This window comes from Virgisporangium aliadipatigenens (assembly GCF_016863615.1).
GTDB lineage: Bacteria > Actinomycetota > Actinomycetes > Mycobacteriales > Micromonosporaceae > Virgisporangium > Virgisporangium aliadipatigenens.
Genome location: NZ_BOPF01000002.1, coordinates 385,250 through 398,716, shown reverse-complemented (window position 1 = coordinate 398,716; position 13,467 = coordinate 385,250). Strand labels below are relative to the sequence as shown.

Below are 13,467 nucleotides of genomic sequence, written 5' to 3'. Positions count from 1 at the left end.
GACCGCCGCGGCGCGCAGCGGGCCGAGACGCCGTTCGACCGGCACCGCGAACCCGGCCACGAGCAGCGTGGTGAACACGTAGCCGCGCAGGTCCGCGCAGTACACGGCCGACGTGAGCGGGGCCCACCAGTGCGTCGAACCGGGATCGGGGCCGATGCCCACCGAGGCGAGCAGCCGGCCGCGCGGCCCGTTCGGCACCGTGCCGCTGACGGCGCCGACCAGCCACAGCACGGCGACGAGGCCGATGCTGAACGGCGTTCGCAGGACGTTGCGGATCATCCGTGGGTCAGGCCCATCCGTGCGGCCAGCGCCGGCAGGGCCACGACGAGGCCCTCCCCCCACACCTGCCAGGTGTGCCCGCCGGGCAGTTCCCAGTACTGCACGTTCATGCCGGCCCGTTCGCAGGCGGCGCGCACTTCGCGTTGCTGCGGCCGGTAGGCGTGGTCGTCCCGGCCGACGACGATCAGCGCGGTGGTCTCCGGGAAGCGCCGCCGGGCCATGATGTCCAGCGGGTTCGCCTCCCGGAACGCCCTCTCGTCGCCGCCGAACGCCGCCGCCACGGTCCCGGCGCGGGAGCCGAGGGTGGGCTCGTTCTGGCCGGAGATGTCCAGCAGCGTGGCGAACCGGTCCGGCCGGCGCACACCGAGTTGCAGCGCGCAGGTGCCGCCGTAGGAGTAGCCGCCGATCGCCCAGTGCCGGTGGTCGGGATCCACCTCGAGGCCCTCGCGGATCCACTCCGGCACGTCCTCGCTCAGGTACGTCTCGAGCCGGCCGAGCCGGGAGTCGAGGCAGAGCGGGTTCGCCATGGTCGTTCCCAGCGCGTCGGGCATCACCACGATCGGGGCGAGGCCGTCGTGCGCCCGCGCGAAGCGGTCGAGCACCTGGTCGAGTTTGCCGCCGTCGATCCAGTCCCGCGTTCCACCGGGTTGGCCGTGGATGAGGATCAGCACCGGGAGCCTGGCCCGTTCCCCCGAGAGGTAAGCGGGCGGCAGGTAGATCCACGCCGGGCGGGCCGCGAACCCGGACCGGACACCGGGGATCGGGATCGACAGCAGCCGTCCGCCGTCGGGCAGCGACGGCGGACGGCGCCACACGGCCGACAGCGGCCGGCCGGGCGGCGGCGCGACGAGGCGTTCCGCGCGCAGCGGCACGTCCCCGAGCGAGATCTGGTTGCGGGGCGGCACACCCATCGCGGCCCGGAACGTCGGGTACTGCCCGTAGTAGTCGTTGACCTGCGCGGCGCTGCTGAGCACCATCGCGACGGCCGCCGCGACGGACAGCACACGGGTCCGCCACGCGCTGCCCCGCCACGCCACGACGACGAGCGCCACCCCGGCCACCCCGAACGCCGTGCGCCGCAGCACCGCCGCCGGCAGCCGGTCCGGGAACGGCCGCCACACGTCGTCCACGATCCAGCCACCCACGGCCACGAACGCCAGCGCCAGCGCACCCGCCGCCAGCACCGCGCGCGGCCGCCGCCGCACCGTCCGGTACAGCAGCAGCCCCGCCCCGAGCCCGCCGATCGCGCCGAGGGTCGCCGGGACGGCGCCGCCCAGCAGCGACCACTCCAGCGGCGATCTCATCCCAGGCCCGCGCCCGAGCGGTGCGGCACGGGCGGCCGGTGCGTCGACGGCGTCGGCGACGGCTGCGGTGCCGACGGCGACGGCCGGCTACCGCGCGGCGACGGCCGGTCGGTCGACGGCGAACGGCGGTGCGTGCCCGGCCGGTCCGTGCCGTGCCCCGACCGGCGGCAGTGCCAGGCGAGCCGCCCGTGCCGGCGCCGCACGGCGGCCGCCTCGGCGCGCCGCGAGGCGTCCGGGCCGGCGTGCGGGCACACCCGCGCACAGGCACCGGGCGCGCAGGTCGTCGCCGCCACGGTGACCAGCGACGGCGGTTTCGGCGCGCCGCCGGTGCCGTTGAGGAGATCTATCCCGATCCCCAGCCCCAACACGGTGCCGAGCAGAACTACCACCGTCCGCGTCCGCATGACCGCTCTCCCGCACCTTTCGCCTGTCGTCCCGTACACCCTGACGTTCCGGCGGCCGCTCCCGGTTCTACGCGCGCGCGAGTTTATGACTTTCGGCCGATCTCCGATCCGACTTTGAGCTAGGTCCACTTATGGATATCGGCGGTCGATTCGCGCCCCGGCGACCCGGTGGCACACCATCGGAACATGCAGACGATCAAGCAGGCCGTGGACGCGTTGGCCCTGGCGGCGCAGCAGGCGGGGCTGCTGCACGGCGCACTGACCTCCGGTTTTCTGACCCAGGTCGGCGACGGGGCCGAGGTGCGGACGCTGGCGCTGCGAACGGGACTCGCCCCGGACCGGGTCCGCGCCCTGTGCGTCGCGCTCGCGGCGGCGGGCGTGCTGGAACGCGACGGCGCGGAGCGCTACCGGCTGAGCCCCTCCTGGGCGCCGGTGCCGCACGACGGCCTCGACGCGCAGCTCGCCAACCAGCTCGGCAACATCACCGTGCGGGGACGGCTGTACGCGCAGATGTTCCGCCCGCAGGGGCCGGACCGCTACGACGAACTCCCCGCCGCCGACCGCCTGGCGATAGCGGCCGGCTCGTCGCAGGTGTCGAGCTCGCCGCTGGCGCAGAACGCGCTGCGCGCGTCCCTGCGGCGGCGGCCCGTGTTCGCCGACGCGTTGGACGCCGGCGACGTGCGCGTTCTCGAACTGGGCTGCGGCCTCAGCGGCCACCTGCTCACGATCCTGCACCTGTATCCGCGGGTGACGGCCGTCGCCGTCGACACGCAGGCCGAGCTGCTCGAACGGGCCGCCGCCGACGCCGCCGCGCTCGGGGTCGCCGACCGGGTCCGCTACGTGCACGGCGACGCCACGCTCTTCACCGATCCGGAGCCGTTCGACCTGGTCTTCTGGAGCCAGTTCTTCTTCCCGGCCGCGACCCGCGAGAAGGCCCTGGCCACGGCCCTGCACCAGCTGCGCCCCGGCGGCCTGCTGGTGCTGCCGGTCGCGATCGTCGAAGGGCCGGACGACCCGCACGACGCCCTGCGGTCACTGCTGCTGCACTCCTGGGGCGTGCCGACGCGCACCGCCGAGGAACTCTGCGCCGAGGTGGCCGCCGCGGGCTTCGCGGCACCGACCGCCTACGCCCCGGGCTCGGTGCTGGCCCATCGCCCCTGACCGGCACGCCGGTTCCGCGTCGCGGGCACTGTCCACTCAGGACGGACGGCGCCGGACACCCGGATGGGTCTCGTCGCCGGTGAGCACGGCCGCGACCAGGTGGGTGTAGCCGGTCAGCTTGTCGACGTCGACGCCGGTCAGAAAAGAGGCGCCGCCGGCCGCCCCGGACAGCCATCGCCGGTAGCCCGCGAGGACGTCGAGGAACCGCGGAACGTCCTGCGGCGCGAGGTGCTCCTCCGCCCGCAACGACGTGCAGCCGTTGCCCTGCGCGCCGACCTCGGCGTCCCACACGGCCCGCCACGCGTGCAACCACGGGAGCCGTCGAAGGGCGGGATCGGCGGCCACGTACAGCGAGGCGAGGGCCATGAACGCCTCCTGCTGCACGTCGTGCGCGTGCGCCCAGTGTTCGCCGTAGGAGAACGTCGACCAACTCACGACCCGAGACTAACGACTCCGGGCGGCGTCGCGGCCTCGGCCGGCGGGGCGCGGCACGAACGGGTCCGAGGTCCGCCGTTCTCGGGACCTTCGGCAGAGGTGCCCGCGAAGCGTCGCGGCGCAACCTGTGCACGTGGCGACGACACAGACACGCAGACGCACCGCTGCCCGGGAACAACGACGTCTCGCGGCCGCCGCGGCCGAACGTCGCAGGCGGCTGCACCGCCGCCTCTTCGCCGCCGGCGCCGTCGTCATCGTGGCACTGGTGGCGGCCGTCGTCGTGGCCGTGGTGCGCGCGGCGACCGGCGGCGACGCCGCACTACCCCGCGCGACCGGTGGGCTGGTCGTCCCGGCGAACGCCACCGCCGCCGGCGCCGTCATCGTCGGCAGGGCCGACGCGCCGGTGACCGTCGCGGTGTACCTCGACTACCTGTGCCCGTACTGCGCGCGCTTCGAGCAGGCCAACGCCGCCGACCTGGAACGCCTCACCGCCGCCGGCACGATGCGGCTGGAGCTGCACCCGCTGGCGTTCCTCGACCGGCTCTCGGCCGGCACACGCTACTCGACCCGGTCCGCCGCCGCGCTCGCCGCCGTGGCCGACGCCGCCCCGGAACGGGTCCTCGCGTTCAACCGCGCGCTGTACGAGCGCCAGCCGGCCGAGGGCGGCCCCGGGCTGACCGACGCCGCGATCGCCGCGATCGCCGTGGAGTCCGGAGTGGACGGCGCGGTCGCCGACCGGCTGCGGGACGGGCGGTTCGCGCCGTGGGTGCTGGCGGGCACCGACGCCGCGACGGCCGCGGGCGTCACCGGAACGCCGACCGTGCGCGTCGACGGGAAGGCGTTCACCGGGGACCTGTACAGCGCCGGGCCGCTCGCCCGGGCCGTCGAGGCGGCGGCCGGGCAGCGATGAACGCGTTGCTGAAGGCGCGGCACCGCAACGGTTGGATCTTCGGCACCATGCTCGTGTCGTCGGTGCTGAGCCTGGTGGCGTCGTTCGTGCTGGCGGTCGATGCCGTGCGGCTGGCGGCCGATCCCACGACCAGCCTCTCCTGCAACATCAACGCCGTCATCAGCTGCGGCACCGTCGCCGGTTCGTGGCAGGCGCGGCTGTTCGGGTTTCCGAACGCGTTCCTCGGCATCGCCGCCGAACCGGTCGTCATCACGATCGCCGTGGCGAGCCTGGGCGGGGTGCGTTTCCCGCGCTGGTTCATGCTCGCCGCGCAGGTGGTCTACACGGCCGGGCTGCTCTTCGCGTACTGGCTCTTCTACGAGGCGATGTTCCACATCGGTGCGCTGTGCCCGTGGTGCCTGCTCGTCACCGTGTCGACGACGTTCGTCTTCGCGGGCCTGACGCACGTGAACCTCCGCGACGGCAATCTGTTCCTGCCGCCGCGGATCCAACAACGGCTGGCCGACGCCGTCGCCGCCGACCTGGACCTGATCGCCGTGACGATCTGGCTGCTGGTGCTCACGCTCGCCGTGGTGCTGAAGTACGGGCCGGCACTGTTCGCCCAGTGACGTCCACAGTGGAGCGTCAGCTCCGCGACAGGCGGCGGCCCAGCTCGGTGGCGACGTCCTGGGTCGTCGGGATGTGCGCGACGACCGCCGCGGTGAGCGCGGCGGAGAGCGTGTTGACGAACTCCACGTTGCGCACCAGCTCCGCCGCCACCGCCTTGGCGTCGACGCTCACCTGCGGCCGCGCCTTCAACTCGGCGACGTCCCGCACCAGCTGCTTGAACTGCTGCGCGAACCGGTTGTCCACGGTGCCCGCGCCGGTCGCCGATCTGATGTCCGGCACCTTGTCGTCGAGCTGGGTCAGCCCCCGCCACAGGTAGGTGTCGGCGTTGTGGATCTGCCGCGCGAGCGCGTCGGTCAGTTCGGCCATGTTCGGACCCCCGTATCGGGACAGGCCGGCGCGCCACGTGTCGAGCGACTCGCCGAACAGGATGGAGAGCATGCCGTTCATCACGGACATGTCGTTGAGGTAGCGGCGCAGGACCGAGAAGTGGCCGTGCCACAGGTGCGTGCTGTCCGGCGTGCGTTCCGCCCAGTTGCTGAAGTCGTAGCCCTCGGCGTTGCCGTCGGCGTCCGCCTGGATGAGCACCTCCCGCCAGCCGCGCAGGCGCGGGTCCCTTTCCCGGAACGCCTTCCGGACCCGTTCGCCGTAGCGGATGATCGTGCCGTACTGCCCCCGCTGGGCGTCCGGGAACGTCCAGTCGAACGCGGCGGTCTTGTCCCCCGGGCCGGCCCGGTCGGCGTCGAGGCGCACCGAGTAGTCGTTGGTGCGCCCCTGGCGGAACAGGTTGTCGCGGGTGTTGTGGTAGCCGGGTTTGTCGGTGAACGTGCCGCCGTACTGCGTGCCGGGCTGCATCGCCAGGCACGACTGCACGAAGTACCACAGCGCCGAGGTGATGCGGGCCGGGTCCGGGTTGTTCGCCATCCGCGAAGCGTCCCTCCACGGACAGCCCACCGGCGAGCTTCTGCCTATCAACCGACACCGGCGATCGACCGGCGACCGACCGGCAGCGTCGGCCGGACCGGCGGCGCGTCAACGCAGGCGCGACGCCAGGATCTCACGCAGGTCGGCGGGCGTGTTCGGGTTGGCCAGCAGCAACCGTCCACAGTGGAGCCGGCCGGCGTCGTACTCGTACACGCGCCGCAGCACCTCCGGCGGGCAGCCGGGGTTGGCCGCGAGCGGCCCGGCGAAGCTGTGCGACTCGTACGGCGAACGCCGCCCCCGCGGCGCCAGACCCGCGAGCACCCCGGCCGGCGCGCCCGGGTTCCCGGCCAGTGCGTGCAGCACGTTGCGGTCGACGTCCAGCCCGAGCACCGTCAACAGCGCCGGGTCGGTGTGCGGATCGGCGGCGAGCCGACGGCGTTCCGGGACGGGCAGCTCCACCAGTGGCGCGATGCCGGCGAAGAGCGCGCGCACCGCCGGGTCGCAGGCGGGATGCGCCAGGATCGCGCGGATCCGCCGCTGGGCCGGGTCGTAGGTGCCCGGCTCGGTGTACAGCGTCCGCGAGTGCGGCCGCCCGTAGCGCGCCACCAGCGTGCGGCCGACGGCCCGCAGCAGGGGCGCGTCGGCGTTCGGATGCGCGATGAGCGCGTCCAGCAGGTCCGGGAACGGCGTGCGCCGGACCAGTTCCATCAGTGCGTCCGCCGGCGTACCCGGATGGCGGGCAACGGTCAGCGGCGCGCGACCCCGCCCGTGCCGCGCGATCCGGCGCAGCGTCTCCTCCCCGGCCACCCCGCTGCCGAGCAGGAACGCCGCCGCCTCCCGGGCCGCCGCCGACGCGTGCCGATGGCGCAGCACCGACTCCGGCTCGACACCCTCGAACGCCAGAACGTCCAGGGTGGATGTCGGGCTCGCCGGATGCGACGCGAGTCCCGCGCGGGGACCGTCGGCGGCGCGGGCCAGCCCGTCGAGCACCTCCGGCGCGGCGTTCGGGTTGTGGATCAGCTCCGCCCCGAACCCGTCGCGCGCCAGCAGCTCCTGCAGGTCCGGCGGCGCGTTCGGGTGCCGGGCCAGCGCGCTGAACAGGGCGCCCAGGAACGCCTCCCGCCGCGCGGGCAGGTCGGCGTGGTGGCCGGGGTAGTCCATGTACACGTACGGATCGTTCGCCGCGTCGGTGCGCAGTTCGACCACGAACGGGTCGACCGCGATCGCCAGCAGCGCGTCACCGGGCGTCGCCGGGTCCCGCGCCCGGGTCAGGGCGTCCCGGAGCGGCCGGGCCTCGGGCAGCAGCACGCCGTGCGAGCGGTCCATGCGCGCATCGTGGCCCGGCCGCGCAACGTGCTCAGCTCGGGCGCAGCCACCCGCCGCGCCGCCCGGCCCGCCAGCCGCGCACCGCCGCCACCGGCACCAGCACGAGAGCCGCGAACATGAGCAGGTACGGCACCATCCCGAGGCTGGTCGCCGCGACCCGGAACCCGTCCTCGCGCAGCAGCGCCGAGACCGTCTCCTCGATCGGCCCGTAGACCGCCGCCGACACCACCCCGACCAGCACCGGACTCAGCACCGCCAGCACGGTCGCGAACCCGCGCACCCACTTCGGCAGCACCGGGATGACGCACACCAGCGCCGCCATCAGCACCAGCAGCGGCGGCCACAGGAACGCCGGCCCACCGATCTCGAACGGCGTGTACATCACGTGCTCCGTGCTGCCGTCCGCGCGCTGCCCCCAGTAGCTGACATCCGGCATCACCGGCGCGGCCAGCACCGTGACGGCCGCCGTCGCGGCGACGAGCACCGGCAGCTCGTACCGGTCGGCCAGCACGAGCACCACCACCGCGGTCAGCAGCACCACACCGAGGACCGCCAACCCCCAGCCGACCGTCGTCGTGCTGGCCAGCGACGCGTCGCTCGCCTGGTCGGCGTCCGGCGTCACGCCGGCGAGCTTCTGCGGCATGAGCCTGCTGTCGATGCGTTCGAGCTTGAGGTACACGGCGAGCAGCAGCGTGTTGAGGAGAACGGCGACCAGCAGCGCCGGCGGCCCCAGCACCGTGCGCAGCGTGGCCCGGTACCGCAGCAGCAGACCCGACAGCAGGATCAGCAGGTAGCTGCCCACCTGGTACGCCACCCAGTAGGCGGGATCGCCCGCGCCGTGCATCTCGAACAGCGTGTACGGCCCGACCCGCCCGGGCGCGGCGAAGTCGATCCGGCCGCCGAACCAGAGCGCCACCGACCCGCCGAGGAACAGCACGGTCAGGCCGCGTCGCCGGCGTGGCGGTGCGGCGGAGTGCGGTGCCGTGGCGAGCCGGCCCGTCCGCCGCAGCAGCACGAGCGCCGCCAACAGTCCGAGCGCCGCGACGACCCCGATGACGGTGACCGCGATGACGACGCCGGCCTCGGCCGACGACGGTGCGAAATGAAACATGAACGTACGTCCCTCCCCCGTGTGGGGAGATCATAGAAGCGCGTATCGCAGCAGGTGGATCACGGGTGCGCGTGCGCGCGTGCGGCCAGCTGGGTGCGCGACGCACAGCCGGTCTTCGCCAGCAGGCGAGACACGTGCACGGCGACGGTGCGCGGCGACACACCCAGCCGCCCGGCGATGTCCACATTGGACAGTCCGGTGACGACGAGCGCGTGGACGGCGCGTTCCCGTTCGGTCAGCCGCGGCGTGTCGGCCCCGGTCGCCGCGCGCAGCCGCCGGGCGGCGCACAGCAGCGGGCCGGGCCACTCGGCGAGCAGGCCGATCGCCTCGTCGGCGCAGTCCAGCGCGGCGCCGGCCCGGCCGTGCCGCAGGCGGTTCCGGCCCAGGCGCACGCACGCGTCGGCCCGCGCGACGGCACCGTCCACCCGGGACAGCCAGCGCTCCGCGGCCGCCTCCGTCTCCTCGACCGTTCCGTCGCCGAACAGCAGCGCGGCCGCGTCGGCCAGCTCCGCGGGCAGGCCGGCGGGCAGGGTCGCCGTGAGGAACGCGCGCACCGTCCCCGGCGCCACCCCGTGATCCAGCGCGTACGTGGCGGCCGCCAGGGCCCGGTGCGGCCGGCGCGCGTGGTCGGCCGGCGAGAGTGCGCGCCGGTACCGGGCCAGCGCGCGAACGGTCGCCGCCGGCGGGAGGCGGTGCGCCGTCAGGCCCACGTCCAGCAGCGCCACGTGGGCCCGCACCCAGAACTGGTCCAGCCCGGGCGCCTCCGCGGCGCAGCGTTCGGCCAGCCGGGCGGCGTCGTCGATCCGGCCGGCGTCCAGCGCCAGCACCCCGCCGACCGCCGCGAGCGTGACCCGTTCGGCGCGGTCGCTCTCCTCGGGCAGCCGGCCCGTGACGGCCGCCCAGCCGGGCGCCCACCGGCCGGTGGTCCGCGCCAGGACGGCCGCCTGCCGGGCCAGTTTGCCGAGCGCGTTGGACAGGCGCAGCCGCGTGGCGCGCCGCCAGGTGCGCTCGTACCCGGCCCAGCGTTCGGCGTCGGTGCGCCCGTGCAGGCTCGGCTCGAGCGCGTTGTTGAGGGCGCGGCCGAGCGTGAGCCGGTCGCCGGCGCGTTCGCACTCGCGGGCCGCGGCGCGCAGCAGGGCCAGGCCCGGCCCGCGGTCGCCGAGGAAGCAGAGCGCGGTGCCCTTGTCGACCAGCGCGCTGCGCCGTTCGGCGGCCGCGCCGACGCGTTCGGCGAGGGCGATCGTCTCGTCGGCGGCGGCGACCGCCTCGGCGAACCGTTCGGCGCGCATCAGGGCGTTGGCGCGGGCGGCGAGGACGGTGACCCGCGCCGGGTGGGCGTCGTCGACCGCGTCGAGGGCGGCGTCCAGTGCGGCCCACTGGCCGGCGAGGTCGCCGTGGCTCCACCGCAGGGAGGCGATCAGGCAGTGTGCGGCGGCCGGTTCGGCGGTGCCGGCGCGCCACCGCCGCGCGTGCGCCTCGGCGTCGTCGAGGTAGCCGGCGAGGTGCGCGCCGCGGGCGGCGATCTCGTGCGCCTGCCAGGCGGGCAGGGCCAGTTCGGCCAGGGCGAGGGCCTCGGTGCCCGCGCCGGCGTGCAGGCGGGCGGCCGCGGCGCGCAGCGCCACCTCGGGGCCGGCGCCGTACCGGGCCAGGGTCGCGTCGTCGACACCCGCCGCGTGGGCCGCTTCCAGAGCCGCGGCCCGCCAGCGCAGTCGCTGTCGTTCGGGCACCCGCGCCACGAGCGCCTCCCGCATCACCTCCTGGTCGAACGCCACGAGCCCGCCCGTGCCCTGCCCGAGGATCCGCCGGTCCAGCAGGGTGCGCAGCGTGGGCACGAGCGCGTCCGGCTCGACGCCGAGCACGGCGGCGACGATGTCCGGATCGGCCGGCGTGCCCAGGACGGCGACCGCTTCCGCGCAGGTGCGCGCGTCGGGGCCGGCCGCCGATACCCGTTCGACCAGGGAATCGGCGACCAGCGGCGGCAGCTCGCCGCGCAGCAGCAGCTCGACCCAGTACGGCCGGCCGCCGGAACGGCGGTGCAGGTCGACGGCGGCGCGGACCGGCAGCGGCCCGCCCCGCAGCGCCTCCGCGAGCGCGGCGACGGCCGCCACGTCGAGGCCCGGCAGCGGCACGACGAACGGCGCCCACGCGTCGAGCGCGGCCAGCAGGTGCGGCGCCGGCTCGTCCCGGGCGGCCGCGAGCAGCACACCCTCGGCGGGCCGGACCAGCTCCGCCAGCCGCCGCGCGGACAGCCGGTGCAGGTCGTCCACCACCCGGGCGTCCGGCACCTCGGCGGCGATCTCGCGCAGCAGCCGGCTCTTGCCGACCCCGGCCGGCCCGGTCAGCACCACCGCCCGCGCACCGTCGCCCAGCAGCTCCCGCACCCGCGCGAGCACGCCCTCCCGGCCGAACAGCGGCACCATCCGCCCACCGTAGTCATTTATGCGTATGCGCGCGTCCCGGCCGCGTCGGCACGATGGCCCCATGCCCGACACAGATCCCGCGATCCGGGTCGAACGCCTGCACCGCACCTTCGGCGGCGGCCGGCGCCGCCGGGAGACCGTGGCGCTCGACCACATCGACCTGACCATCCCGGCCGGCGAGGTGCACGGCCTCCTCGGCCCGAACGGCGCCGGCAAGACCACCCTCTGCAAGATCCTCTCGACCGTGCTCCTGCCCACCGGCGGAACGGCCACAGTGGACGGTCACGACGTCGTTCGTGAGACGGCCGCCGTACGCCGGAGCGTCGGCATCGTCTTCGGCGGCGAACGCGGCCTCTACACCAGGCTCACCGCCCGCGCCAACCTGGAGTTCTGGGCCGCCCTCTACGGACTGCGCGGCCGCGGCCTGTCCCAGCGGGTGGACGCCCTGCTCGAGCGCTTCGGGCTCACCGACCGCGCCCACGAACGCGTCGAGGGGTTCAGCCGCGGCATGAAACAGCGGCTGCACCTGGCGCGCGGCCTGGTCGGCGACCCCCGCGTCGTCCTGCTCGACGAGCCCACCACCGGCATGGACCCGGTGGCCGCGCACGACTTCCGCGACCTGGTGCGGGAACTGCGCGCCGAGGGCCGCACCGTCCTGCTCACCACGCACGACATGGCCGAGGCGGAGGCGGTCTGCGACCGGGTGTCCCTTGTGGACGGTGGCCGGATCCTCGCCACGGAACGCCCCGCCACGCTCGGCACGTGGATCTCCCGCTACGCGAGCGTCGAGGCGCGCGACGTACCCCCCTCCACAGTGGACGAACTGCGCGCGCTCCCCGGCGTCCGCGCCGTCCACCACGTCCCGCCGGACCGCATCCGGGTCGAGACCGGCGCCGAGGACGCCGCACCCGCCGTGCTGCGCCTGCTGGTGGACGCCGGCGTCGGCGACGTGAGCACCGCCCTGCCCAGCCTCGCCGACGTCTACCTGCACGTCATCGGCGACCGCGGAATGCGGGTGAACAAATGAGTGCGCTGGCCGGCTTCCGCTTCCAGCTGCGCGAACTGCCGCACCGGCCGGACCACCTGCTCGCCCTCGTCACCGCGCCGCTGATGACGCTGGTCTTCCTGGCCATCACCCGGCACGCCGGCCGCGCCGACCTGGCCGGCCACGCCGTCCTCGCACCCGCGCTGATCGCGCTGTGGCAGATGGCGCTGCTCGTCGCCGGCGAACTCGTCGCCGCCGAACGCGAGAACGGGTCGCTGGAGGCGCTCGTGGCGACGCCGTCGTCGTTCGCGGCCGTCATCATCGGGCGGGTGGCCGCCGTGACCCTGGTGAGCCTGCTCGGCTTCGTCGAGGCGTGGCTCGCCGCGTGGGCCGTCTTCGGCGTCGTCGTCACCGTCGCCCACCCGGTGGTGTTCGCCGCGACGGTGCTCGTGAGCGCCCTCGCGATGGCCGGCACCGCCGGGCTCATGTCGGCCGTGTTCGTGCTGACCCGCTCCGCACGCACCTTCCAGAACTCGCTGAGCTACCCGTTCTACGTCCTCGGCGGGGTGATCGTGCCGGTGTCGCTGCTGCCCGACTGGCTGGCCGCACCGAGCCGGGCGGTGTTCCTGTCGTGGAGTTCGGACCTGCTGCGCGACGCCGTCGACGCGTCCACTGTGGAGGGTGTGCTGCCCCGGCTCGGGGCGATCGCCGGGCTCGGGTTCCTGGGCCTGTGCGCCGGGCTGCTGGCGCTGCGCCGGGCGGTCGACCGCCTGCGCCGGACCGGGACGCTGGGCCATGCGTGAGGCCGGGCGGGCGTTGCGCGTAGTCCGGGCGAGCGCGGCCAACGCCATGGCCGACCTGCGCGTCGTCTACACGCCGGTGACGTGGACGTTCGGGTGGCTCGGACGCATCGTGATGCAGGTCGTCTTCTTCGCCCTCATCGGCGTGCTGCTCGACTCGCCCGAGCGGCTGCGCTTCCTCTTCGTCGGCAACGCCGTCATGGTCACCGCGCTGGAGGTGATGATGTGCGTCGCGTCGTCCTCCTGGGAACGCAAGGCCGGCACCCTGCCGCTGCTCGTCGCCGCGCCCACCCGCCTGTTGCCGGTTTTCGTGGGCCGCAGCGTGCAGTGGCTGCCGAGCGGCGTCGCGACGGCCTCGGTGGCGCTGTTCGCCGTGGGGCCGGCGTTCGGGGTCACGTGGACGCCGTGGCGGGCGGTCGCGGCCGTCGGCTGCCTGGTCGTGGTGGCCGTCTCCACCTACGGGTTCGGCCTCGCCGTCGGGGCCGCCGTGCTCGGTCTACCTTCGCTGCGGAACGTCTCCAGCAACGTCGCCAACACCGTCATGATGCTGATCTGCGGCGTGATGGTGCCGGTGTCGTTCTGGCCGGGGTGGGTCGGCGCCACGGCCCGGGCGCTCCCGCTCACGCACGGGGTGGCCGCCGTGCGCGGGCTGGCCGGCGACGCCGCTCCGGGAGAGGTCCTGCGCGACTGCGGGCTCGCACTCGGGGTGGGCGCCGCATGGTTTCTGGTCGCCGGCCTGCTCTTCGAACGCTTCGCCGCCGCCGGCCGCCGCACCGGCAGCATCGACTTCGCCGACTGACGC

The 13,467-nt window shown here is 74.9% G+C and carries 13 protein-coding genes; 6 read left to right on the top strand and 7 right to left on the bottom strand.

Annotated elements, in window-relative coordinates:
- Positions 1-275: 275 nt before the first annotated feature.
- Positions 276-1,583, bottom strand: coding sequence for an alpha/beta hydrolase (locus Val02_RS02485; protein ID WP_203897171.1), 1,308 nt, complete (start codon positions 1,581-1,583; stop codon positions 276-278).
- A complete protein-coding gene (locus Val02_RS02480; RefSeq protein ID WP_203897170.1) occupies positions 1,580-1,987 on the bottom strand; it encodes a hypothetical protein in 408 nt (135 codons plus the stop codon). The genes Val02_RS02485 and Val02_RS02480 overlap by 4 nt, the downstream gene beginning before the upstream one ends.
- A gap of 186 nt (positions 1,988-2,173) precedes the next feature.
- On the opposite strand from Val02_RS02480, the gene Val02_RS02475 reads away from it, so the two are divergent.
- Complete coding sequence (locus Val02_RS02475; protein WP_203897169.1) at positions 2,174-3,148, top strand: SAM-dependent methyltransferase; 975 nt, start codon at positions 2,174-2,176, stop codon at positions 3,146-3,148.
- A gap of 36 nt (positions 3,149-3,184) precedes the next feature.
- On the opposite strand, the gene Val02_RS02470 is transcribed toward Val02_RS02475, so the two are convergent.
- Positions 3,185-3,583, bottom strand: coding sequence for a hypothetical protein (locus Val02_RS02470; RefSeq protein WP_203897168.1), 399 nt, complete (start codon positions 3,581-3,583; stop codon positions 3,185-3,187).
- Between the two features lie 133 nt (positions 3,584-3,716).
- Here Val02_RS02470 and Val02_RS02465 point away from each other — a divergent pair, with 133 nt between their 5' ends.
- Both Val02_RS02465 and Val02_RS02460 read left to right on the top strand, forming a co-directional pair.
- Positions 3,717-4,493, top strand: a complete 777-nt coding sequence (locus tag Val02_RS02465; protein WP_203897167.1) for a DsbA family protein — start codon at positions 3,717-3,719, stop codon at positions 4,491-4,493.
- Positions 4,490-5,101: a vitamin K epoxide reductase family protein gene (locus Val02_RS02460; RefSeq protein ID WP_203897166.1), complete on the top strand. Its 612-nt coding sequence runs from the start codon at positions 4,490-4,492 to the stop codon at positions 5,099-5,101. The genes Val02_RS02465 and Val02_RS02460 overlap by 4 nt, the downstream gene beginning before the upstream one ends.
- Positions 5,102-5,117: 16 nt before the next feature.
- Here Val02_RS02460 and Val02_RS02455 read toward each other — a convergent pair whose 3' ends face one another.
- From Val02_RS02455 to Val02_RS02440, 4 genes are all read right to left on the bottom strand, one after another.
- Positions 5,118-6,023 (bottom strand): hypothetical protein, encoded by a 906-nt coding sequence (locus Val02_RS02455; RefSeq protein ID WP_203897165.1) that lies wholly within the window; start codon positions 6,021-6,023, stop codon positions 5,118-5,120.
- Positions 6,024-6,131: 108 nt separating this feature from the next.
- The gene (locus Val02_RS02450) at positions 6,132-7,349 is read right to left on the bottom strand and encodes a hypothetical protein (RefSeq protein WP_203897164.1); all 1,218 of its coding nucleotides are present in this window, start codon (positions 7,347-7,349) and stop codon (positions 6,132-6,134) included.
- A 31-nt stretch (positions 7,350-7,380) separates the two neighbouring features.
- Complete coding sequence (locus Val02_RS02445; RefSeq protein WP_203897163.1) at positions 7,381-8,460, bottom strand: hypothetical protein; 1,080 nt, start codon at positions 8,458-8,460, stop codon at positions 7,381-7,383.
- A gap of 59 nt (positions 8,461-8,519) precedes the next feature.
- Complete coding sequence (locus Val02_RS02440) at positions 8,520-10,880, bottom strand: helix-turn-helix transcriptional regulator (protein WP_203897162.1); 2,361 nt, start codon at positions 10,878-10,880, stop codon at positions 8,520-8,522.
- 61 nt (positions 10,881-10,941) lie between these two features.
- Between Val02_RS02440 and Val02_RS02435 the strand changes: the two genes are divergently transcribed.
- Genes Val02_RS02435 through Val02_RS02425 form a run of 3 tightly spaced genes read left to right on the top strand, consistent with a single transcriptional unit; the run spans position 10,942 to position 13,464 of the window.
- Positions 10,942-11,907: an ABC transporter ATP-binding protein gene (locus tag Val02_RS02435; RefSeq protein WP_203897161.1), complete on the top strand. Its 966-nt coding sequence runs from the start codon at positions 10,942-10,944 to the stop codon at positions 11,905-11,907.
- Complete coding sequence (locus Val02_RS02430; protein WP_203897160.1) at positions 11,904-12,668, top strand: ABC transporter permease; 765 nt, start codon at positions 11,904-11,906, stop codon at positions 12,666-12,668. The genes Val02_RS02435 and Val02_RS02430 overlap by 4 nt, the downstream gene beginning before the upstream one ends.
- Positions 12,661-13,464 (top strand): ABC transporter permease, encoded by an 804-nt coding sequence (locus tag Val02_RS02425; RefSeq protein WP_203897159.1) that lies wholly within the window; start codon positions 12,661-12,663, stop codon positions 13,462-13,464. The genes Val02_RS02430 and Val02_RS02425 overlap by 8 nt, the downstream gene beginning before the upstream one ends.
- The last annotated feature ends 3 nt before the right edge of the window (positions 13,465-13,467 follow it).